The organism is uncultured Agrobacterium sp., from assembly GCF_913777885.1.
Lineage (GTDB): Bacteria > Pseudomonadota > Alphaproteobacteria > Rhizobiales > Rhizobiaceae > Agrobacterium.
In genome coordinates this window covers 14,026-36,122 of the sequence record NZ_CAJYTV010000025.1, presented here as the reverse complement: position 1 = coordinate 36,122, position 22,097 = coordinate 14,026, and the positions used below count along the sequence as shown (strand labels likewise).

Annotated in this window: 22 protein-coding genes and 2 pseudogenes; 13 read left to right on the top strand and 11 right to left on the bottom strand. The window is 56.4% G+C overall.

Annotated features, from left to right (window positions below):
• Positions 1–156: 156 nt before the first annotated feature.
• The gene (locus QZ869_RS20915) at positions 157–1,158 is read left to right on the top strand and encodes a serine hydrolase (RefSeq protein WP_296107137.1); all 1,002 of its coding nucleotides are present in this window, start codon (positions 157–159) and stop codon (positions 1,156–1,158) included.
• On the opposite strand, the gene QZ869_RS20910 is transcribed toward QZ869_RS20915, so the two are convergent.
• Positions 1,155–1,481 (bottom strand): lysozyme inhibitor LprI family protein, encoded by a 327-nt coding sequence (locus QZ869_RS20910; RefSeq protein WP_296038489.1) that lies wholly within the window; start codon positions 1,479–1,481, stop codon positions 1,155–1,157. The two genes, QZ869_RS20915 and QZ869_RS20910, sit on opposite strands and share 4 nt — an antisense overlap.
• Positions 1,482–1,680: 199 nt before the next feature.
• Here QZ869_RS20910 and QZ869_RS20905 point away from each other — a divergent pair, with 199 nt between their 5' ends.
• Together QZ869_RS20905 and QZ869_RS20900 are read left to right on the top strand one after the other, a co-directional pair.
• Positions 1,681–3,087, top strand: coding sequence for a DegQ family serine endoprotease (locus tag QZ869_RS20905; RefSeq protein WP_296107134.1), 1,407 nt, complete (start codon positions 1,681–1,683; stop codon positions 3,085–3,087).
• On the top strand, positions 3,084–4,400 hold the full coding sequence (locus tag QZ869_RS20900) for a replication-associated recombination protein A (RefSeq protein WP_296075605.1): 1,317 nt from the start codon (positions 3,084–3,086) through the stop codon (positions 4,398–4,400). The genes QZ869_RS20905 and QZ869_RS20900 overlap by 4 nt, the downstream gene beginning before the upstream one ends.
• A gap of 63 nt (positions 4,401–4,463) precedes the next feature.
• Here QZ869_RS20900 and QZ869_RS20895 read toward each other — a convergent pair whose 3' ends face one another.
• Entirely contained in the window at positions 4,464–4,775 is a 312-nt protein-coding gene (locus tag QZ869_RS20895; protein ID WP_296018911.1) for a DUF1883 domain-containing protein, read from the bottom strand.
• 322 nt (positions 4,776–5,097) lie between these two features.
• Here QZ869_RS20895 and QZ869_RS20890 point away from each other — a divergent pair.
• From QZ869_RS20890 to QZ869_RS20875, 4 genes and pseudogenes are all read left to right on the top strand, one after another.
• Positions 5,098–5,946, top strand: a pseudogene (locus tag QZ869_RS20890) (methyl-accepting chemotaxis protein); the annotation flags it as partial.
• A gap of 231 nt (positions 5,947–6,177) precedes the next feature.
• Positions 6,178–7,350 (top strand): extensin family protein, encoded by a 1,173-nt coding sequence (locus tag QZ869_RS20885; RefSeq protein WP_296107132.1) that lies wholly within the window; start codon positions 6,178–6,180, stop codon positions 7,348–7,350.
• 328 nt (positions 7,351–7,678) lie between these two features.
• Complete coding sequence (locus QZ869_RS20880; RefSeq protein ID WP_296018908.1) at positions 7,679–8,617, top strand: ABC transporter ATP-binding protein; 939 nt, start codon at positions 7,679–7,681, stop codon at positions 8,615–8,617.
• Positions 8,614–9,375, top strand: coding sequence for an ABC transporter permease (locus QZ869_RS20875; RefSeq protein WP_296107129.1), 762 nt, complete (start codon positions 8,614–8,616; stop codon positions 9,373–9,375). Before QZ869_RS20880 ends, QZ869_RS20875 begins: the two co-directional genes overlap by 4 nt.
• A gap of 7 nt (positions 9,376–9,382) precedes the next feature.
• Here QZ869_RS20875 and QZ869_RS20870 read toward each other — a convergent pair whose 3' ends face one another.
• From QZ869_RS20870 to cobS, 3 genes are read right to left on the bottom strand one after another with little or no spacing between them, the layout of a single operon-like run.
• Positions 9,383–10,090: a TIGR02281 family clan AA aspartic protease gene (locus QZ869_RS20870; RefSeq protein ID WP_296107126.1), complete on the bottom strand. Its 708-nt coding sequence runs from the start codon at positions 10,088–10,090 to the stop codon at positions 9,383–9,385.
• Positions 10,087–10,281, bottom strand: coding sequence for a DUF1289 domain-containing protein (locus QZ869_RS20865; protein WP_296018903.1), 195 nt, complete (start codon positions 10,279–10,281; stop codon positions 10,087–10,089). Before QZ869_RS20865 ends, QZ869_RS20870 begins: the two co-directional genes overlap by 4 nt.
• Before the next feature lie 9 nt (positions 10,282–10,290).
• Positions 10,291–11,121 carry an adenosylcobinamide-GDP ribazoletransferase gene (gene cobS / locus QZ869_RS20860; RefSeq protein WP_296107123.1) on the bottom strand — a complete coding sequence of 277 codons (831 nt, stop codon included), beginning with the start codon at positions 11,119–11,121 and terminating at the stop codon, positions 10,291–10,293.
• Between the two features lie 142 nt (positions 11,122–11,263).
• Between cobS and cobT the strand changes: the two genes are divergently transcribed.
• Positions 11,264–12,286: a nicotinate-nucleotide--dimethylbenzimidazole phosphoribosyltransferase gene (gene cobT, locus QZ869_RS20855; RefSeq protein WP_296018898.1), complete on the top strand. Its 1,023-nt coding sequence runs from the start codon at positions 11,264–11,266 to the stop codon at positions 12,284–12,286.
• 7 nt (positions 12,287–12,293) lie between these two features.
• Positions 12,294–12,731 (top strand): diacylglycerol kinase, encoded by a 438-nt coding sequence (locus tag QZ869_RS20850; protein WP_296018895.1) that lies wholly within the window; start codon positions 12,294–12,296, stop codon positions 12,729–12,731.
• Positions 12,732–12,734: 3 nt separating this feature from the next.
• Here the strand turns inward: QZ869_RS20850 and QZ869_RS20845 are convergent, their stop codons facing one another.
• Positions 12,735–14,270, bottom strand: a complete 1,536-nt coding sequence (locus QZ869_RS20845) for a HAMP domain-containing sensor histidine kinase (protein ID WP_296100048.1) — start codon at positions 14,268–14,270, stop codon at positions 12,735–12,737.
• 140 nt (positions 14,271–14,410) lie between these two features.
• Here QZ869_RS20845 and QZ869_RS20840 point away from each other — a divergent pair, with 140 nt between their 5' ends.
• The 3 genes from QZ869_RS20840 to QZ869_RS20830 all read left to right on the top strand — a co-directional run bounded on the left by QZ869_RS20840 (position 14,411) and on the right by QZ869_RS20830 (position 16,160).
• Positions 14,411–14,956: a thermonuclease family protein gene (locus QZ869_RS20840; RefSeq protein ID WP_296107120.1), complete on the top strand. Its 546-nt coding sequence runs from the start codon at positions 14,411–14,413 to the stop codon at positions 14,954–14,956.
• 1 nt (position 14,957) lies between these two features.
• A complete protein-coding gene (locus QZ869_RS20835; protein WP_296107118.1) occupies positions 14,958–15,605 on the top strand; it encodes a uracil-DNA glycosylase family protein in 648 nt (215 codons plus the stop codon).
• A gap of 66 nt (positions 15,606–15,671) precedes the next feature.
• Complete coding sequence (locus QZ869_RS20830) at positions 15,672–16,160, top strand: Lrp/AsnC family transcriptional regulator (RefSeq protein ID WP_027677373.1); 489 nt, start codon at positions 15,672–15,674, stop codon at positions 16,158–16,160.
• Positions 16,161–16,292: 132 nt separating this feature from the next.
• Here the strand turns inward: QZ869_RS20830 and QZ869_RS20825 are convergent, their stop codons facing one another.
• The 5 genes from QZ869_RS20825 to QZ869_RS20805 all read right to left on the bottom strand — a co-directional run bounded on the left by QZ869_RS20825 (position 16,293) and on the right by QZ869_RS20805 (position 20,167).
• Positions 16,293–17,117: a class I SAM-dependent methyltransferase gene (locus QZ869_RS20825; protein ID WP_296107115.1), complete on the bottom strand. Its 825-nt coding sequence runs from the start codon at positions 17,115–17,117 to the stop codon at positions 16,293–16,295.
• Positions 17,118–17,222: 105 nt separating this feature from the next.
• A complete protein-coding gene (locus QZ869_RS20820; RefSeq protein WP_296075632.1) occupies positions 17,223–17,489 on the bottom strand; it encodes an usg protein in 267 nt (88 codons plus the stop codon).
• A gap of 160 nt (positions 17,490–17,649) precedes the next feature.
• Positions 17,650–18,480: an ABC transporter permease gene (locus QZ869_RS20815; protein ID WP_296107113.1), complete on the bottom strand. Its 831-nt coding sequence runs from the start codon at positions 18,478–18,480 to the stop codon at positions 17,650–17,652.
• Entirely contained in the window at positions 18,477–19,277 is an 801-nt protein-coding gene (locus QZ869_RS20810) for an ABC transporter permease (protein ID WP_296107111.1), read from the bottom strand. Before QZ869_RS20810 ends, QZ869_RS20815 begins: the two co-directional genes overlap by 4 nt.
• Positions 19,278–19,393: 116 nt before the next feature.
• A complete protein-coding gene (locus tag QZ869_RS20805; RefSeq protein ID WP_296018875.1) occupies positions 19,394–20,167 on the bottom strand; it encodes an ABC transporter substrate-binding protein in 774 nt (257 codons plus the stop codon).
• Positions 20,168–20,499: 332 nt separating this feature from the next.
• Here QZ869_RS20805 and QZ869_RS20800 point away from each other — a divergent pair.
• Positions 20,500–21,788: pseudogene (locus QZ869_RS20800) on the top strand (MFS transporter).
• The last annotated feature ends 309 nt before the right edge of the window (positions 21,789–22,097 follow it).

The following is a 22,097-nucleotide window of genomic DNA, read 5'->3' as shown; positions in this document are numbered from 1 at the left end:
GGCGTTTCTTCTAATGTTGAATCAAGTCGTTGATGTTTCGGCTCAGGAAATCACTCAGACGCGTTGTTTGGAGAATCTTTTCTCGAATAAAGTCCTTCTGGTCACAAGGTAGTGATGCCGCTTCCTTTGGCTGTGCGAGGGCCTACCTAGACACGTATGAAACGTCGCACAGTACTCGCAGCCCTTGCCACCCTGCCTTTCGCCACCAAAGTGTCCGCGCAATCCTCGAATGTGCGCCAAGAACTCGATCCTGTCCTGGATAGGTCTGGTTCACTCCAGACGCTGAAAACTGTAATCGTCAGCGTCGATGGCAAAGAAGTTGCGTCGCGCGCCTATAATGGTGCGGCGCTTAACGGGTCGACGAATATAAAGTCGGCTTCGAAGTCTATCGTCTCAGCTCTTGTCGGCATGGCGATTGATCGCAAAATACTGGAAGGTGCGGATCAGCCCATCGCTTCTGTGCTGCGGGCGGACTTTCCCGCAAATTTCGATCCGAGACTTGAGCGCGTTACCATCGGCAATCTACTGTCGATGCAGGCGGGTCTGGCTCGAATGTCCGGCCCCAACTACGGCCGTTGGGTCGCAAGCCGCAATTGGGTCCGCACCGCCCTCGGCTCTGGCTTCGACGGTGAGCCGGGCGGGACCATGCTCTATTCCACCGCCTCGACTCATCTTCTCTCGGCAATCCTGACTAAAGCCTCTGGCCGCTCTACGCTCTCGCTGGCACGCGATTGGTTCAAGCCGCTGGACGGTTTTTCGATTGGAAGCTGGGAGCGAGATCCTCAGGGGATTTATCTTGGAGGTAACCAGATGGCGATGACGGCGCGCTCGTTGCTTGCTTTTGGAGAGCTGTATCGGCGTGGCGGTATCACAGAAGATGGTCGGCGGCTTCTATCGCAAAGCTGGATTGATCAGTCATGGACGCAGAGGACCAATTCCGTTTTCAATGGGGATGGGTACGGTTATTGCTGGTTCATCAAGAAAATGGCGGGTGAGAAGGTTTATTATGCCTGGGGTTACGGCGGGCAGATGCTCTATATCGTTCCGTCGAAGGCGCTATCTGTCGTCATGACATCCCGGGAAGACGCGCCCTCGGCGCGCACCGGTTACCGGGATGCCCTGCATGCGTTGATGACGGATATCATCGAGACAGTTTAAAGCGGGCGGTTGATGCTTTGGAAGGCTTCGCCGAGTTTCACCATGCGCTCGTCATAGGCTTTAGTCAGGCAGGCGACATCTGCTTCGCAGGTCTGCCGGTGTTTCAACCATTCGGCCTGTTCGGTTTTTAGCGTATCGCGGGCTCCCATGGCCATGAGCTGCGTCAGAATATCGAAGGTCGTGGCCATCTTCACGTCCTGATCGTTCAAAGCGCGATTTTCGCAGATCGCTTTTTCGTCTGCTGCGAGATCGGTCTTGCCGCAATCGAAGCTTGCAGCTCCGACGGGCGATCCGTGCGAGTAAGACGCGCAAACAATAAACATGGCCAGTGCGTGTTTTCGAAACTGCATTTTTCTTTCTCTTTTTTGATCAAATCTTGGCGGATAAATTCTCAGACCTGCAAACCAGTTCCACAGAAAGTAAAGCTGTCGCTCGCAAAGCCACATGTCATGATATTGCCGCCGTTTGATTTATAGGCTGAGACGCTATAACTGCATCCTATTGATGAAGATGAGGAATCACATGCAGCGCGTGTTGAAATTCATGGCCCACGGCTTTCTCGCGGCGTTGCTTCTGGCGCCGTTCAGTGCACAGGCACAGGACGCCAAGGCAGTGCCGTCGAGCCGCACTGAAATGCAGCTATCCTTTGCGCCGCTGGTCAAGCGTACTTCCGGGGCGGTGGTCAATGTCTATGCCGAGCGCATCGTTCAGCGCCGCGCTTCGCCCTTTGCCGGCGATCCATTTTTTGAACAGTTTTTCGGGCAGCAATTGCCAAACCGTACGGAAAAGCAATCCTCGCTCGGCTCTGGTGTGATCGTTTCCGCCAGCGGTCTGGTGGTTACGAACAACCACGTCATCGAGGGGGCCGATGATATCAAAGTGGCGTTGGCGGATGGTCGTGAGTTTTCTTCGAAGGTTCTGCTAAAAGATGACCGCGTCGATCTTGCCGTGCTGCAAATCGATGCGAAGGAGCAGTTCCCCGTGCTGCCGCTTGGCAACTCGGACGCGACCGAAGTGGGTGATCTGGTACTGGCGATCGGCAATCCGTTCGGTGTCGGCCAGACCGTCACCAGCGGTATCGTGTCGGCGCTAGCGCGCAATCAGGTGACACAGGGCGATTTCGGCTTCTTCATTCAGACGGATGCATCGATCAACCCGGGCAATTCCGGCGGCGCGCTGATGAATATGAATGGCGAGTTGATCGGCATCAACACCGCCATCTTTTCGCGCGGCGGTGGCTCCAACGGTATCGGTTTCGCCATTCCGGCCAATCTCGTCAAGGTGTTCCTTGCCGCGGCTGAAAAGGGCGACAAAACCTTCCAGCGGCCTTATGTTGGCGCGACATTCGACCCGGTGACATCCGAAGTTGCCGAGGCTCTCGGACTGAAGCGCGCACGCGGCGCTCTCGTCGTCAGCGTAGTGAAGGGCGGGCCCGCTGAAAAAGCGGGTATCGAGCCTGGTCAAGTGGTCACTGCGGTCAACGATATCGAGGTAGAGCATCCAGACGCGCTGGGTTATCGTCTGACAACAGCAGGAATAGGCAAGTCCGCGAAGATCACGCTGATCGACAAGGGCAAGGAAAAGACCGTCACCATCGCGCTCGACACTGCGCCGGAAACCGCACCGCGTGACGAGCGCCTGCTGGAAGGCCGCAATCCATTCGCGGGTGCGACGGTCGCCAATCTCTCACCGAAGCTTGCCGACGAATTGCGCATGGTCGCCACGACCACCGGCGTTGTCATCGTTGATGTCGCTCGGGGCTCGCCCGCTGCGCGCGTCGGCTTTCAGCCGAAGGACATTATCGTGTCACTGAACGGCGCGGACATCACATCCAGTGCCCAGATGGAAGAAGCGTTGCACGACAATCCCGGCTTCTGGCGTTTGGAAATCATTCGTGATGGTCAGCGTCTCCGGCAGTTCCTGCGATGAGTGGAGACCTCTTTGCACCCCAGGTTCCAGCCGAGGTCGCCAATCGGCGGCCTTTGGCGGATCGGCTACGCCCAACGACGATTGCGCAGGTCACGGGCCAGCCGCATCTGACGGGTGAAGAGGGCGTTCTGCGTCGCATGATCGAGAGCGGTTCGCTCGGCTCGATGATCTTCTGGGGGCCGCCGGGAACTGGCAAGACGACCGTGGCTCGGCTGCTCTCCGGCGAGGCGGGGCTTGCATTCGAACAGATCTCGGCGATCTTTTCCGGTGTTGCCGATCTCAAGAAAGTGTTCGAGGCGGCGCGTGCGCGTCGAATGAACGGGCGGCAGACGCTGCTCTTCGTGGACGAAATCCATCGCTTCAATCGCGCCCAGCAGGACAGCTTTCTGCCGGTCATGGAAGATGGCACCATCATTCTCGTCGGAGCAACGACGGAAAATCCATCCTTCGAGCTTAACGCCGCTCTTTTGTCGCGGGCACGCGTCCTGACTTTCAAGTCGCATGACGAGGAAAGCCTCCTTGAACTCTTGAACCGTGCCGAACAAACGGAAGCTAAACCGCTGCCGCTTGACGATGATGCCAGGCTGTCGCTGCTTCGAATGGCGGATGGCGATGGGCGTGCGGTTCTAACGCTTGCCGAAGAAGTCTGGCGTGCGGCAAGGGCAGGCGAAGTCTTCGATACCGAAGGTCTCACCCGCATCGTCCAGCGCCGCGCTCCGGTCTACGACAAAAGTCAGGATGGGCATTACAATCTGATTTCTGCCCTGCACAAATCCGTGCGTGGTTCCGATCCGGACGCTGCGCTCTACTATCTGGCGCGAATGCTCGACGCTGGTGAAGATCCGCTTTATCTCGGCCGGCGGCTGGTCCGCATGGCGGTGGAGGATATTGGCCTTGCCGATCCGCAGGCGCTTGTCATCTGCAACGCCGCCAAAGATGCGTATGATTACCTCGGCTCGCCCGAAGGCGAGCTTGCGCTTGCGCAGGCCTGCGTTTATCTGGCGACAGCACCGAAATCCAATGCTGTCTATACCGCTTACAAGAGCGCTATGCGGGCAGCCAAGGAAAATGGCTCATTGCTGCCGCCCAAGCATATTCTCAATGCGCCGACCAAGCTTATGAAGGGCGAGGGCTATGGCGATGGCTATCGCTATGACCATGACGAGCCGGATGCTTTCTCGGGCCAGGACTACTTTCCCGAAAAGATGGGGCGCACAACATTCTACGATCCGCCTGATCGCGGTTTTGAGCGAGACATTCGAAAACGTCTGGACTGGTGGTCGAAGCTTCGGCGGGACCGTAACCCCCGCTAAAGCGTGAATGTCCCGTTTCGGGGTATGTTTGCGCTTCGCCTTCGGGTGTTGTCGGAGGATCGATCAGGCAGTCTTGCGCGCAGCGGTGGCCGGGTTGGGTGGCAGCATCTTCACCGATGACTCTGCCAAGCCATTGTGGCCTTCACCATCCACGACGACGTGCCAATGGGCCGTCTCCGGGATAGCTATGCGTACCGGTGATTTTCGTGCAACGCCGCCCACATACTTGAAATCCAACAATTCTGTAAATCTCTGGAAATTACCAGCTGTCATCAAACGCACGTTTGCAACCGCGTTCAAGGACACTTCAATAATGGTACCGGTACGTATCTCTTTGAGATCGTAATGGGTGTAGCGAAAATTAGGTTTGGGCATATCGCTCTCGTGGATTTATTTTGCGTAGAGATAATGATTTCGATTTGTTAATGCACAATTACTTTATATTTTGTTTTTCCGATTTTTTTATTTCAGACGATCGCGAGTCGCGACACTATCGAAAGTTTGATGAGCCTGACTTACATTCATAATGCGTATAGATGATATTTCCTTTCATGTAATATATTTTAATACAAGCGAAAAATGCGTTTTATACTTGGAAATTTTTTAAGCATATCAACAATTTATTACACTTGGGGGCAGATGAAACATTTAAACATGTCCACGCGGCTTTATGCGCTTGTCGCCCTATTTGTGGCGATACTGAAAGTTGCGCGCCGACTTCAATAGCGCCGTCGGCGCTCTAAGGGACGTGATTGCAACAATCTCGCGCAGCAGCGAGGTTGTGAATGTCAGTGCCGCCGATATCAGCGAAGCAACAGGCAATCTTTCCCGCCGCACCGAACAGCAGGCCGCGGCTCTGGAAGAAACCGCAGCCGCACTGGTCGAGATAACATCCACAGTTCGCACCGCGTCGGAACGCGCCAATGAAGCACGGCAGATGGTGACAGAGACAAAGCAAAGCGCAGGACGCTCGGGCGATATCGTGCGCAGCGCGGTGGAGGCGATGAACCGGATAGAGGAGTCCTCGCGCAAGATCGGCCAGATCATCGTCGTCATCGACGAGATTGCTTTCCAGACAAACCTGCTTGCCGTGAATGCGGGTGTGGAAGCTGCGCGTGCCGGCGAGGCCGGTCGTGGCTTTGCCGTTGTTGCACAGGAGGTTCGCGAACTCGCACAGCGGTCCGCCAATGCTGCGTAGGAGATCAAGACGCTGATCAACAGTTCGGCGGAACAGGTAAGTGGCGGTGTAACGCTGGTTCGCTCCACCGGAGAAGCGCTAGAGGAGATCGTATCGCTGGTCAACCGCGTCGACGGTCATGTGAACTCGATTGCCACGGTTGCGCGCGAGCAGGCCACCGGTCTGCAGGAGATCAATACGTCCGTCAACCATATGGACCAGATGACCCAGCAGAATGCTGCGATGGTGGAAGAAACGACGGTGGCGGGCGAAACGCTGGCTGAGGAGAGCCGCAAGCTGCATTCGCTTCTGGCACGCTTCCAGCTTGGAAACGTTTCTGCTGGAGGCCCGATGTCACGGGCGGCCTGAGTCTCGTTTTGATCCGATCAGGAGGGCGTTGCGTGCGACGGCCCCTTCCGTTTTTCCACGCTACTAGAAGCTCGACACTCGCATCGTCGATTCGACGCTGTCTCGTTTCCGAACATACAAGCCTTTGCCGGTCACTTTCTTTGCTTCGGCAACAAGGGTTCGTTTACCAGATTTCTTTACAATTTGACCTGATCGCCGCGTGTTGCGGTCGCTGAAGGTGCAGGTTCTGGTATGGCGTATGTTTCCCTTCCGCGTCGTCTTGCGACGTTGATGACAATGTCGGCGGTGATCGTATCGTGCTCAGCGGAGGGGTTGGTGCCCCCCGCTGAGGTCGATGGAGCGACCCGGGTCAGTTCCATTCGCTCCTCCAGCCGTCAGAACTACAGTGCGCCACCTGCGCCCGTCAGCCAGAATGTGCCATTCAATGACCCATCCGCGCTTTCGCAGCCCATGCCGGGGGAGCAGGCTTCACGTGATCCACTACTGAATTCAGCGGGGCAGGGCTATTCGACGCTCGACGCGCAGGCAAGCCGTCTCGCACCCGTCCAGCCGCAATCAAGCCACATGCCGTCCCAGATGGCTGAGGGTGAGCAGGGCGTGAACATGGATGCGGGACTTGGTGTGACGCCGGGGAGAAGCCTTGCCGAAGAGCAGGATATCGAGGTGTCTGCTCCCGACAGCGGCTCCTATCCGCCACAACAGCCGCCACGCCAGCTGGCCAATCAATCCCGCCTTATTCCGCCTCCGCCCGCAGGCGGTCGTCGGCAGGCGCAACCGGTTGAAGACGTGGCGATGTTGATGCCCGACAATCCGGCGCAGGAAAGGCGCATGTCGCAACCGCCAGGCATGATGCCGCCCTCTGAGGTTGCCTGCCGCACCGAGCTTCGCAGATTAGGCGTTGCCTTCCGCGATGTGGCGCGCATTGCCGATGGTCCCACTTGCGGTATCGATTACCCCATCGAACTCAGCGGCCTCGATAGCGGTGTCGCGATCCGTCCGGCGGTGAAGCTCAACTGCCAGGTGACGCTGGCCTTTGCCAAGTGGGTGAAATTCGAACTCGTGCCGTCATCCCGTTTCCGCTACTTGTCCGGTGTCGGTCGCATCACACCGATGGGCGGTTATTCCTGCCGCAAGATGAATTCCCGGGCCAGCAATCCATGGTCGGAACACGCCCGCGGCAACGCCATCGACATTGGGACGATTACGTTGAAGAACGGTAAGGAAATAGACGTTCGCACCAAGAGTTTTTTTGCCTTCCGCGAAAAAGGTCTGCTCAAAGCCGTCCGCTCCGACAGCTGCAAGTACTTCTCGACGGTTCTTGGTCCGGGAAGCGATCCCAACCACTGGAATCACTTCCATTTCGATCTTCGCACCCGCAAGTCCGGTTATCGCCACTGCGACTGACGGCAGGCTTTTTATCTGTCGTGGCCGGGTTTCGGTCGCATAAAAAAACAGGGCAGAGTCCTGGGGTAAGCCTCTGCCCGGAAATGTCTTTCAGTATGACTGCCGTATATCTCGAAATATGCAACGGTGCTGAAAACCGGGCAGTCTCTGCCGTCAAATCGCGCCGAGCTTGCCGCATTTATCGTTAGCCAGTCTGCATCACATCTTCATGACAGAGTTCCCGGATCATAATGCGGATGCCGAAGATACTGGAACTGCAAGCCGGGTGTAGTGTTTCCGCTCCTGCGTGCCTATATTCGCGCTTCAGTATCCTGCCGAAAGTTTATCCATGACGTCCTCCCGCAAGCCAATCGTGTCCATCCGCAATCTGACGAAGTCATACGCCAATGGTTTTCAGGCCCTCAAAGGCATTACCCTCGATATTCAGGAGGGAGAAATTCTGGCACTTCTCGGTCCGAACGGAGCGGGAAAGACTACGCTGATCTCGATCATCTGCGGTCTCGTCAATCCTGGCGAGGGCAGCGTGCTTGTCGGTGGGCATGACGTCGTCAAGGATTTTCGCAAGACGCGAGCTTTAATCGGGCTCGTACCGCAGGAACTGACGACAGATCAGTTCGAGACGGTATGGAACACGGTATCGTTTTCTCGCGGGCTGCACGGCTACAGCAAGAATCCGCAACTGATCGAACGCGTTTTAAAATCCCTGTCGCTGTGGAACAAGAAGGACAACATGCTGCGAGAACTTTCCGGCGGCATGAAGCGGCGGGTGCTGATCGCCAAAGCACTGGCACATGAGCCGAAGGTTCTCTTTCTCGATGAGCCTACCGCAGGTGTTGATGTCGCGCTCAGACGTGACATGTGGCAGGTTGTGGAGGAGTTGCGCGCGTCTGGCGTGACCATCATTCTCACGACCCACTACATCGAAGAAGCCGAGGAGATTGCTGACCGCGTCGGGGTGATCAATGGGGGTGAACTTCTGCTGGTTGAAGAAAAGACCGCTCTGATGCGAAAGCTCGGACGCAAACAATTGTCTCTGGAACTGACGACACCGGTCAAAACGCTTCCGGAAAGCCTTTCGCCCTTTCATCTGCAGCTCTCGGAAGACGGCTCCTGTCTGACCTATGAGTATGACGGCAACGGGGAGCAGGGGCGGATCGCGGAGCTTCTGTCGGCGCTTGCTGGCGAGGGCGTCCATTTCAAAGATATATCGACGCGGCAAAGTTCGCTCGAGGATATTTTCGTTGCATTGGTGGGAGGACAAAAATGAACTTCGAAGCCATCAAGTCCATCTACCTGTTCGAAATGGCGCGTACGCGCCGGACGTTGCTGCAAAGCGTGATATCGCCGGTCATCTCGACATCACTCTATTTCATCGTTTTCGGCACCGCCATCGGCTCCCGAATCCAGGAAGTGGAGGGTGTGTCCTACGGTGCCTTCATTACGCCGGGTCTCATCATGTTGACCTTGCTGACGCAATGCGTCAGCAACGGCTCCTTCGGCATCTATTTCCCTAAATTCACCGGTACCGTATATGAGATTCTCTCTGCGCCCATCTCCATGACGGAGATATTGGCAGGCTACGTCGGAGCAGCGGCGACAAAGGGCCTGATGATAGGCACGATCATCCTGATCACGGCGTCCTTCTTCGTCGATATCTCGATTGCCCACCCCGTCATGATGGTGCTGTTCTTCGTGCTGACGGCGATCAGTTTCAGCCTATTCGGTTTCATCATCGGCATGTGGGCGTTGAATTTCGAGCAGCTCAACCTGATCCCGATGTTGGTCGTTCCGCCTTTGACCTTTCTTGGCGGCAGCTTCTACTCGATCAATATGCTCCCACCCTTCTGGCAGACGGTCAGCCACTTCAACCCGGTGCTTTATCTGATCAGCGGGTTTCGCTGGAGCTTCTACGAGATCGCCGATGTGAACCCGCTGATCAGCATCGTGATGATCACGGGATTCCTGGCGGTATGTCTGGCGGTTATCAGCTGGATGTTCAGGACGGGTTACAAGCTGCGTAACTGATCCGGCTTTACCGATCCCTCAGTGTCAGCTGGTCTGTCTGCATTTGCAATGATCCGAGCGTCGAGAGGAACGTCATGCCGAGCAGGCTCTGGTCCAGCTGGCCTTCCTGAGCGACGAGCGCGGAGACGTTGCGACGAACGATCGGGCCAATGGCGATCTCCGTAAGGCGCACCGATGCCGCAGCTGTTCGGCCATTGGCAGTCATCACCGAGACTGTGTAATTGAGATTGTCCGGGTTGATGCCGATCGCCTGCGCATCGGCGTTGGAGAGCACGACGGAGCTTGCACCGGTATCCACAAGCATGTGGACGGAGACGCCGTTGATCGTGGCTTCGGTTCCGAAGTGACCGCCCATTGATTTGTTGAGAATAACTTCCTGCGCACCGTCGCGCGTCGTCGTCACCACGGCGCGTCCGGGAACGAGCCCTGCCAACAACCGGTCGCCAAACCGCTGCAGGTCTCCTCGGTAGAGATAACCCGCGACAAGGCCTAAGATGATGACCAGCCAGATGGCCAGTTGCCGCAGCACCGTTGGAAGATTGCCGCGATTGCCTGCCAGGATACCGGCGGACAGAAGGACCGCGATCGGTGTCAGATAGAGCGCGCTGGCGAAGCGCTCATTATCCATCCCGAAGGTCTCTCCGCTACTATTGTTGATGAGGAGAAGTGCCAGTCCGATACCGAGGATGAGAAGAACCAAAGTCAGCCTATTCATGCCCTTGCGCTCTCCATTCCTGCCACTTTCCCCGTTTTGCGTTTGGGCAACTCACCAATGATCCGGTGTCTTTCAGCGACGGTAAAGCCGCTCCAGCCGGTGATTTCAGCGATAGTCCGATAGCAGCCGGTGCAGAGACCTTCCCGGTTTAGCTGGCAGACCTGAATGCAGGGTGTTTCCATCGTCTTCATATCTTTTCTTCAGGCGAGCAGAGCAAGGGCGACCAGCATCACGATTTCGGTAATTTGCTGTGTTGCGCCGATCGTATCGCCTGTGTGGCCATTGATTTTTTTCTGACATTGACGGCCGAAGAGATAGGCGGCCGCCGAGGCACCGGACAGGGTGACGATCGATGCAATGATCGAGATCGACGAGAACAGCGTAACGCATGCAATGGCGGCGCCGAAGAAGAGTGCCTGATTGCAATCGGTTCTGGACGGCTGTCCGATGGATGCTGCGATACCGCCTTCCCGGGCAGGGGGAAGATCATGCCAGTGCCAGACCATCATGGCGCGGCTGAAGCTTGCGATTGCAATCAGGCAGGCGGCGCTTGCCTGCCAAGGCAATTCGCGGATCAGCACGGCTATTGCCGCAGCTCGCACCAGATATGAAAGGATCAGCGCGATTGCCCCGTAGCTGCCGATGCGGCTGTCCTTCATGATGGTGAGGGTCCGCTCCTTGTCCGCGCCGCCGCCGAATCCATCGGCAGTGTCGGCCAGACCATCCTCATGCAACGCACCGGTGATGACGGTGGCGATTCCCAGTATAAGGCCCGCGCTCACCAACGGATCGGCATGGGCGCGGTCAAGGAGGCCCAGGAGGAAAGCTGATGGCAGCACGATCATGAGCCCAGCCACAGGAAAGACGCGAGTGGCAGCCAGCATGTCCACCTTGACGCCATTGAAAAACGTGTCGGGCACCGGGATGCGGCTTAGAAAGCTCAGAGCATGCATGATCCGCGTCAAAAAACCATCCAGGATCAATCTGCTCTCCCGCTGTTCGAATGGCCGATACAGGCTTTCGAAGAGCATATCGGTATCGCAAAATCACTCGGTAGTTTTGCCCGATATGCTTTAGAGGTTGTTCCTCTGCCCGTCCCCGATTATGAGAGGCGCAACAAAGACCGATTTGCCGGAAAACACAAGTCTTCGGCATGAGAGAAAGATCGATACCATGAGCGTGAGCGGCCTGCCTTTCGATGATTTTCGTGTTCTTTTGCGTGACCTGCCAGGGCCGGATACGCATGCACTGGTTGCCGCCAAGGAGCGCAATGCACAGCTGACGAAGCCTGCCGGTTCGCTCGGACGTCTGGAAGAGATTGCGATGTGGCTGGCTGCATGGTCTGGACGCGCACCCGCCGTCAACCGTCCTCTGGTGGCGATTTTTGCTGGCAATCATGGTGTCACACGCAATGGCGTGACGCCCTATCCGTCTTCGGTGACCCAGCAGATGGTCGAAAACTTTGCTGCGGGCGGAGCTGCAATCAACCAGATCTGCGTGACCCATGATCTGGGCCTCAAGATTTTCGATCTCGCGCTGGACTACCCGACTGGCGACATTACCTGCGAAGATGCACTTTCGGAGCGCGATTGCGCCGCGACCATGGCCTTTGGTATGGAAGCGATCGCTGGCGGCACCGATCTTCTGTGCATCGGCGAAATGGGAATTGGCAACACGACCGTTGCGGCTGCGATCAATCTCGCGCTTTACGGTGGTTCGGCAGAAGAATGGACAGGTCCAGGCACCGGTTCCGAAGGAGAGTTCATGGCGCGCAAGATCGCTGCCGTGAAGGCTGCGGTGGATTTCCATAAAGACCATCTGTCGGATCCGCTGGAAATCATGCGCCGTCTCGGTGGTCGCGAGATTGCCGCGATGGCCGGTGCAATTCTTGCTGCGCGGGTCGAAAAAATCCCGGTCTTGATCGACGGCTACGTTGCGACGGCTGCTGCCGCTCTTCTGAAAGCTGCAAATCCGGCAGCGCTCGATCACTGCCTGATCGGCCATGTCTCCGGCGAGCCGGGCCATATGGCGGCGGTCGAGCGGCTTGGCAAAACGCCACTTCTGGCACTGGGCATGCGTCTCGGCGAGGGTACCGGCGCCGCACTTGCCGCAGGGATCGTCAAGGCCGCCGCTGCATGCCACTCCGGCATGGCGACATTCGCGCAGGCGGGTGTCACGAACCGCACTGACCACTGAGTTTGCGATGGATAGGACGCACAACACGCCCACGCCGGATCCCGTTCTCAATCCGGAGCCCGCGTTTCGCAAGGAGACAGGCTTTCGCCATCTGATCGCCGCGACGCGTTATTCCTTTCAGGGGCTGACCCGTTTGTGGGGGGAGGCAGCCTTCCGGCATGAGGTGATGGCATTCGGGGCAGGGCTGATTTTCCTGACCATCATCGGCGCGCCGCTGGTCCATGCCTTGATTTTCATTGTGCTGATGTTGCTGCTCTTTTGCGTGGAGGCACTCAATACAGCCATCGAAGAAATCGTCGACCGTGTGTCGCCCGAATTTTCAAGCGCTGCACGAAACGCGAAAGACCTCGGCTCGTTCGCCGTTTTCTGTTTGTTGCTGGCGAATGGCGGTTTGGTTCTTTATTCGCTGATTTCCACGGTATTTCTCAGCGTCAATCCGTTCTGAAAATTAAGCGAAAGATCGCTTGCGGCGCTCTATTACCGGCACGTCTTCGACGGCCGGAACGGTTTGCAGAATCCGTTTCGCCGGTAGAATGGCTATCGCTTCGGTTCCTTCACGCAGTTTGGATTTCAGCACGAAGTGCCCGTCATGCTTTGAGAGGATTGCCTGGACAATTGGCAGGCCAAGGCCTGTTCCCTGTTCTGCGCTTTTGATGGCGATAGATCCCTGACCGAAGGCCGAGAGTACCACTGGAATTTCTTCTTCGGGAATGCCGGGGCCGTTATCTCTGATCGACACATACTGACCGCCGCGTGCAGTCCAGCCCGCCTTGATCGATATTTCGCCTCCTTGCGGAGTAAATTTGACGGCGTTGGACAACAGGTTGAGAACCACCTGTCGCAGCGCCTTCTCATCCGCCCAGACATGCGGCAGGCTGCGCTCAAACTGCTGGGTGATCCGGATATTCTTGCCACGGGCGCGTAGCTGGATCATGCCGATGCAGTCTTCGGCAATTTCGAGCAGCGATACGGCTTCTTCCTGCAACTCATATCGCCCTGCCTCGATGCGAGAGAGATCGAGGATTTCGTTGATGAGGTCGAGAAGATGCTGGCCGGAGCGGTTGATATCCGCCGAATATTCTTTGTAGAGCGGATTGTTGAGCGGTCCCAGGATTTCCGAGGCCATCACCTCCGAAAAGCCAAGGATCGCATTAAGCGGCGTGCGCAACTCATGCGACATTGAGGCGAGGAAGCGAGATTTCGCCAGATTGGCTTCTTCCGCGCGGCGGCGGGCCTCGTCCGACATTGAATTCGCCACTTCCAGTTCCGCGATCAGATCGTCTTTTTCCGACTGGAAGGACAGGAGTTTGATGCTCGTATTGTGCAACCGTCTGGTAATGTAGTGGCAAAACAGCATGGCCATGAAAAACATCAGCGCCATGCCGATATCTATCGGGTTCTGCGAATGCGCCGCATTGATGCCGAGTGCGACGAGAACTGGCAGAAAGGTGGTGACAATGGCGCGGCGCAGCATGAAATTCGACATGGCCGTTATCGACAGCGCGATCAGCAGCGTGCCGCCCTTGTAGAACATGGCCAGCGACATGTTTTCGGCGTTCATGGGATAAGCGGCGAAGAGCGCCCAGATCAAGCCAATGACGATCTGCATTCCCTGAAAGGTCTTGAGCCAGCGGTCCGCACTTGCCGTGCTGATCGTCTGTTTGTGCGCACGACGGGCAAACATGAGGCAAACGGCGTGGGTGGTCAGCGCCAGGAACGTCCAACCGACCAGCTCTATGTCGCGCGTGATATAAATCCCGATGCCCGTGGCCAGCATGATGAAGAGGGGCATGATGGTAGCGCCATGCAGCATCTCCACCACATGCATCTGCAGCATTTCGCGCTCGAATGCGATCGTGCCGATGCTGCCATATTGCAGACGCTCGCGGGTCGCTTTCACGGCATCGAACACGGCCTTGTTGCGCCGCGTGCGAGACCGATCGACGATGTTCTTGTCGGCAATGATGCTGGCGCTCTTACTCATCTACAAACGAAACCGATCCGGGACGTTTGCAGATTAAGGGTAAAGTCTTAAGAAGATGCTGCCGCGAAAGGATTTGTTTGCCATTTCTGCAAAGGGTTTGTTGGTACATGAGACGAAAGTCAGGCAGAAGGTTCTCTCCGGTGAAGGACGGATTCACCCTCCTGCTCATAGTCATTCTGGGGGCGTTGATATTGGCGAAAGTCGATGGTTTGAGCGACCGGCGCTTCTCTGGCCGGTTTATCGCCATTGACGGGGATACGCTTGCGTCGGGTAAAACGCGCTACCGGCTTTTGGGGATCGATGCGCCCGAACTTCGTCAGAGCTGCGGCGTGGACGATCAGAGCTGGGCCTGCGGGCAGGCAGCACGTGACTTTCTACGTGATGTCCTGGATCGAGGAGAGGTCGAATGTTCCGGGAGCAAAACTGACAAGTACTCGCGCCTTCTGGTTCGCTGTTCCGTCGATGGCAAGGACGTGGGAAGTCTTGTCGTCGCCGAAGGGCTCGCCGTGACGACCGAGTTTTTTCTCTACGCCCAGGAGGAGGAACACGCGAGGGCGCAGAGGCTGGGCCTGTGGAGTGGCGCATTCGAGCGCCCGAGGGACTGGCGACGTGAGCGCAATGGCATGGATGATGATAGGCCCTTTGCGGGAATTATAACCATGCTACGACATGTCTTGCGGTGGTGATATGGATGCTGAACTACAAAAGCCGGACACAGCGATCGAACTCTTGCGCGCCAGTATCGCACGCTGTCGAATCTGTCGTGACGCACCACTAAGGGGCGATGCAGATCGGTTGCCGCATGAGCCGCGTCCGGTCGCTGTCATTTCGGCAAAGGCGAGGATACTGATCGCAGGACAGGCGCCGGGATTGCGTGTGCATGAAAGTGGGCTTCCATTCAACGATGCATCCGGAGATCGGCTGCGAACGTGGCTGAATGTCGATCGTCCGACTTTCTATGACGCCAATCGTTTCGCCATCGCACCCATGGGCTTTTGCTTTCCCGGCTATGACAAGCGCGGTAGCGACCTGCCACCAAGGCGCGAATGTGCGCCGCGCTGGCGTAAAGAGGTCATGGAGGCTATGCCGCAGATCGAGTTGGTTCTGGCTATCGGCCAATACGCTCAAAGCTGGTACCTTGGTGATCGGCGCAAGAAAAACATGACGGAAACAGTGCAAAGTTGGCGCAACTATTTGCAGACGAATAACGGCCCTGCCATCTTGCCTCTGCCGCATCCGAGTTGGCGCAATACCTCATGGTTGCGCAAGAACCCATGGTTTGAGCAGCATGTGTTGCCTGTCCTGCAGGAGCATGTGGAAAGACTGACGCGCTGAAACAAATTTCTTTTTTTCTGTTTTATTTGGTGTAAATAAGGGAAAATAATTCCGTAGGAGAGAAGATTGGACCGCCTCGACCGTAAAATTCTACGTATTCTGCAAGAGGATTCCACGCTGGCCGTTGCTGACCTTGCAAAGAAGGTCGGGCTTTCCACAACGCCCTGTTGGCGGCGTATCCAGAAGATGGAAGAAGATGGCGTCATTCGCCGCCGCGTTGCCATTCTGGACGCGACGAAGGTCAACACGAAGGTGACGGTCTTTGTTTCGATCCGCACAGCTTCGCACTCCATCGAGTGGCTGAAGCGCTTTTCTGAAGTCGTGTCCGAGTTTCCGGAGGTTGTTGAGTTCTACCGCATGAGCGGCGACGTCGATTATCTGCTACGCGTGGTCGTTCCGGATATCGCCGCCTATGACGCCTTCTACAAGCGAATGATCGCCAAGATCGAAATCCGCGACGTATCCTCCGCCTTTGCCATGGAGCAGATCAAGTACACGACCGAACTGCCGCTGGACTACATGATTCTTGACAATCCGAAATCCGGCGAAGAGTAAAGAGCGCTGCAAGTTTGGCGTGCTTTGCCGGTAAAGTTTCTTCGTCATAAAAAAGTGGGCCCGAAGATCGAAATCGATCTTCGGGCCTCTCTGTCTTTGCAAATTTCCTGGACCAAAACATTCGGCAGGAGATCAACCCTTGAACCTGGCAACCACCAGATGACCCGGTGTCGGTTCTCCATCCTGCATGCGCACATTGATATCGGTGACCTCGATCACCTCGAAACCGGTGGCAGCGAGACGTTCGCTAACATAGGTTTCGGAATGCGCGAAGCGCTGGTGGGCACCCACGATATAGGGCCGGCTTTCCATCTTGTCGTCTGGCAGGGTTTCCGATGAAAAGATGAAGATACCACCTTCGACCATATTCTCCGCTGCGCCGAAAAAGAGCGGTTCGAGTGCGCCGAGATAGGGAAGCACGTCGGTGGCAGTGATGATATCAAACGGCTCATCGTCATTGTCCTCGAGGAAATCCTCCACTTCAGCGACATACAGCGTCTCGTAGACATCCTTTTCATGGGCGATTTCGACCATATTCTCTGAAATGTCGATGCCAGTGATGTCTTCGACCATGTCACGAAGCGCCTCGCCGGTGAGACCGGTGCCGCATCCGAGATCAAGCAGGCGCTTGAACGGACCGAGTTCTAGCGTCTGCAACCGTTGGCGCACCATCATCGGAACAGCATAGCCGAGCTGTTCGACGAGGATATCCTCAAAAGCCTCGGCATGCTGATCGAACAGCGTTTCCACATAAGCGTCTGGCGCCTTGGGTGGCGTTTCGCCGCGCCCCATGGATGCGATGCGGACGGCGGCACCGCCATGATCCTCAGGATCGATTGCGAGGACCTCTTCGTAGGCTTTTACCGCCGCGTCGATGTCGCCGGCTTTTTCAAGGGCGAGCGCGCGGTTGTAGGCCTCCGCTAGGGCTTCTTCATCGATCTTGGTGTTGTTGGTCATGGCGTGCATCCGGCTTGGCTTCGTTGGAAGCCTGATTAAGCCGCAACGCTATAAGGCGCAATGCCTGTTTTGGATTGCCAGCCGCTCGCCGGGACCACAACGCCGTCAGTGCAAAATGAATTCACCCTTGAGAGAGCGCCATTCCTGTGCCGAGATCAGTTTGCGGTGGACATAACGTACCGAATGCAGCGGACCATCCAGCGTCTCCTGCCAGAACTTTAGAAATCCGTGCATTTCAGGAAAGTCGGGCGCGAGATCGTAGTTCTGCCAGAGGTAACTTTGCAGGACGCAGGGGTGATCGGGCATGCGATAGAGAATTTCGGCTGTGGTGAGACCATAGCCCTTCAGCATCATTTCCATGTCTTGGTTCATGTGGCTGTTCCCGTTCTATTGATCGCGGACACGTTAAAAGTGTCATCGACAATGGGAACATGACATGGTTAATCGAACCTTGCCAAGAATGGGGTTTGTCACAAATTATTTATGTTTCTCATCATGTTAGCAGCTGCTCGAACGGAGTGCTGCTAACGCGTTACCGCTTCAGATGGCGCGTCAGTCGCGCTTCCACCATCGCCCACACATGGCGCAGAATTTCCACCATGGAGAGATAGAAAATCGCAGCCCAGAGGTAGGCCTGAAAGTCGAAAGTACGCGAATAGGCGTAGCGGGTCTGGCCCATCAGGTCAAAGACGGTGACGATGGAGACCACTGCCGAGCCCTTGATCATCAATATGATCTCGTTGCCGTAGGGGCGCAACGCAACGATGAGGGCCTGCGGCAGAACGATCTTCCAGAAGGTCACCGGCTTGGAAATACCGAGCGAGGCAGCACCTTCATGCTGCCCCTTCGGCACACTCTCGATTGCACCGCGCAGGATTTCGGCTTGGTAGGCAGCGGTGTTCAGCGTCAGTGAAAGGAGGCCGCAATACCAAGCATCGCGGAAGAACCACCACAGGCCGACCGCTTCCAGTTCGGTACGGAAGCCGCCAAGGCCATAATAGATAAGGAACAACTGAGCCAGGAGCGGCGTACTGCGGAAGACGTAGACATAAGCGAACGCAATGGCGCTGACGACCCTGTTCTCCGACATGCGGGCGAAAGCAATCGGTGCGGAGAGCACGGCGCCGAGGATCAGGGCAAGGCCGACAAGGCTTATGGTCGTCAGCAGGCCGTCAATATAGCGCCAGCCGTAACGCTCGATCTTGTCTGGATCCCAGTCCAGGACCAGTGAAAGGACCAGCCCGCCAAGAAGGAGCGCCCAAAGCGCGACGATTGCGTAGCCTGCGATCCTCGCAACTGACAACTGCCGCGGCGGCGCGGGTGGTGCAGGTCTTGCCTCGATCAACTGGTCGACATGGCTCATTTCTGCACCTCCGAGCGACGTGCCCAGCGGTCGATATAGCCAATGCCGATCGACGAGAGGAGAGCGAGGACAAGGTAGAGCATGCAGGCAATACCGTAGAACAGAAACGCATCCTTAGTGACACGCGCAGCAATACCGGTCTGTCGCACGATATCCGCGAGCCCGATGATCGACACATAAGATGTGTCCTTCAACAGGATCACCCAGAGATTGGTCATGCCGGGCAGGGCGATGCGCACGAGCTGCGGAATGATGATCAGGACCATGGTGCGGCTGCGCGACAAGCCAAGCGCATCTCCCGCCTCATACTGACCCTTGGGTATGGCCCGGAAAGCAGACAACAGCACTTCGGATGCATAGGACGAGAAGACGACCGAAAGCGCAATCATACCAGCGACGAAGGCGTTGATCTCGATGGGGCCAGTGAAGCCGAGATAACCGCCGATCGTCTGCAGCAGGATCTGCATGCCGTAATAGACGATGAACAGGGTCAAAAGCTCCGGCAGACCACGGAAGATCGTCGTGTAGATGCCAACGGCAAGGCGCAGGGATTTCTCCTGCGATTGTGCGGCGAGCGCGATCAGAAAGCCCAAAAGCAGTCCGACCGGGAGCGTTGCGATTGCCACTGAAACGGTGACCTTGACGCCAAAGGCAATTTCGTCGCCCCAGCCGTCGCCGCAGGTGAGCAATGTGCCGTTGCCAAAGAGTGAGAAGATACCGACCGGACCACAGAACGGGTCGAACAGATATGTGAGATAGGTCCAGAACGAACCTACGGCGGAAAACACTCCGCTCATGCCAATGTCCCCTGCGGTCTCCGCCGCTCTTCATATTTGTTTTATGAAGATGTTCTCAAACAAAAATGGCGGAAGGGCAACCCTCCCGCCATCATATTTCAACATGAGAAATGCGCTTACTGGCCGTAAACGTCGAAATCGAAGTACTTGTCGTTGATCTCTTTGTACTTGCCGTTAGCGCGGATCGCTGCAATGGCTGCGCTGAACTTGTCGGCCAGTGCCGTGTCGCCCTTACGAACCGCGATGCCAGCGCCCTTGCCGTTGATTTCTTCATCAACCGGTAGAGCCGTCAGGATCTTGCAGCATGCGCCGGCGTCCGACTTTACCCACTGCGACAGCACAACGATATCGTCGATGACGCCGTCGATACGGCCATTGGTGATGTCGAGCTTGTACTCGTCAGCCGTCGGGTAGAGCTTCAGCTCGGAATCGGCAAGATGCTTTTCCGCGTAGTTGGCGTGGGTGGTGGAGCCCTGCGCGCCGATCGTCTTGCCCTTCAGCTCTTCCACAGATTTGATCGGGGAATCCTTCGGCACTGCAATGGCCGGCGGCGTGTTGTAGTACTTCTTGGAGAAGTCTACTTTCTGCAGGCGCTCAGGCGTGATCGACATGGACGCAATGATCGCGTCGAACTTCTTGGCCTGAAGGGCAGGGATGATGCCGTCCCAGTCGTTGGTAACGAAGGTGCATTCAGCCTTCATTTCTTCGCAGAGCGCCTTGGCGATATCGATATCGAAGCCGGTCAGCTTTCCGTCAGCTTCCAGAACGTTGAAGGGCGGGTAGGCGCCTTCCGTGCCGATGACGATCTTGTCCTGCGCCAAGGCGGAGCCAGCAAACAGCGACAGTGCGGCGATGGACGCTGCAGCAAACAGACGGGTGGGGTTGAGCATTTCGATCCTCTCTTTTGGCGATTCGACGCACGCCTCATTTATGTTCTGCGTGCGTGGAGACTTTAGCACTCCGCTACCGATCAAAAGCCGGTTGCGGATGCTTGCCGGGATACTCATCCCGTTGCAAAAAAAATGCAACATCATTGTTTTGCGCTGCGACAGCCGACTCGAAACACGATTTGAATCGCAGCCTGGTTACTAGAAGTTAATGGAACAGAATGTGGCGTTCGTGCGTCGTAAGTAAGCCTTATAATTTCAGGCATAAGTTTTCTTATTTCAGAAGACGGTTCCCGATTTTCGGCCTCCGCCTCCATCTTCAAGGAGGATTTTTCGTGAGTATAACCCAAAGTGTTCAGTCGTTGACGCCCTCTCAGCGCAACACGGTCATCGCCAGCTTCCTCGGCTGGACGCTCGACGCCTTCGACTTCTTCATCCTTGTCTTTGTCATCAAGGATATTGCCAAGGAGTTCAACACAAGCATTCCCGCGGTCTCGGTCGCAATTTTCCTGACTCTTGCCATGCGGCCGATCGGCGCGCTGATCTTTGGGCTCGCATCCGACCGTTACGGTCGCCGCATCACACTCATGGTCGATGTCCTTCTCTATTCCGCTCTTGAGCTTCTTTCCGGCTTCTCGACCGGGCTGACGATGTTCATCGTGCTGCGCCTACTCTATGGTATCGCCATGGGCGGCGAGTGGGGTGTGGGCGCTTCACTCACCATGGAAACGGTGCCGCCTCAAGCGCGCGGATTCGTTTCCGGGCTGCTCCAGGCTGGCTACCCTTCCGGATATTTGCTGGCGTCAATCGTCTTCTTTCTGCTCTACCCAATCATCGGCTGGAGAGGGATGTTTTTTGTCGGCGCGCTGCCAGCGCTGATCGTTGTCTATATCCGCCGCAATGTAGAGGAATCCCCCGCATTTCTCCAAAGTCAGAAGCGGCCTCAGCAGCCGTTCCTCACGGTGCTGAAGAAGAACGTCCCGCTTTTCATCTGGACAGTTATCCTGATGATGGCGTTCAATTTTCTCAGCCACGGCACGCAGGATATCTATCCTACCTTCCTAGAAACGCAGCGAGGCTATGACAGCCATACCACAGGCGCCATAGCGATCGTTTACAACATCGGGGCGATTTGCGGCGGCCTGTTTTTCGGCACCCTGTCGCAACAGATCGGCCGCCGCAATGCGATCGTGATTGCCGCCGTAATGCGATCGTGATTGCCGCCGTTCTGACAATACCTGCTGCATGGTTCTGGGTTTATGCTCCCGGCGTGGTCTTGCTCGCAATCGGCGCCTTCGTTCTGCAATTCTTCGTTCAAGGCGCATGGGGCGTCATCCCTGTTCACCTGAACGAACTCTCGCCAGACGAGGTGCGTGGCACGTTCCCCGGCTTTGCCTACCAACTCGGGAATTTGCTCGCCTCTGGCAACGCCACTCTGCAGACGACACTTGCCGCGCATTGGAATGGCGACTATGCCCTCGCGCTTTTCAGCGTCGCCGTGGTCGTCGCCTGCGCCGTCGCACTGCTCGCCGGTTTCGGATATGAAAAACGCAACGCGGAATTCGGTGTACCGGATGAGCAAGCGATTGAAGCCGCGCCAGCGTCAGGTGGAAAAACAGCTTAGCGATCGCGCTAGACGGCGGTGGGCCTGACCTGCCGTCGTCAAATTCTTCCAAGAATGAATCCGGCGTCCTGGACCGCCTTCCATACGAATTGGGTTACATGCCATCCCGAAGCGCCCCGATAAGGTGCGTCTTTCGTCGGAAATAGTCCCCGGCAATTAAGGCCGCGCTTCCAGAAAATGCCTTTTTTCGTTCATTCCCGGTACAGCCCTTGATGATCATCATTGGAACAAGACCGCACGCCCGGCGTTGTTCAGCGCCATTATGTGCAGACTGTGCCCCAATGCCGCAGGGCAAAAGTGGATGAAGAC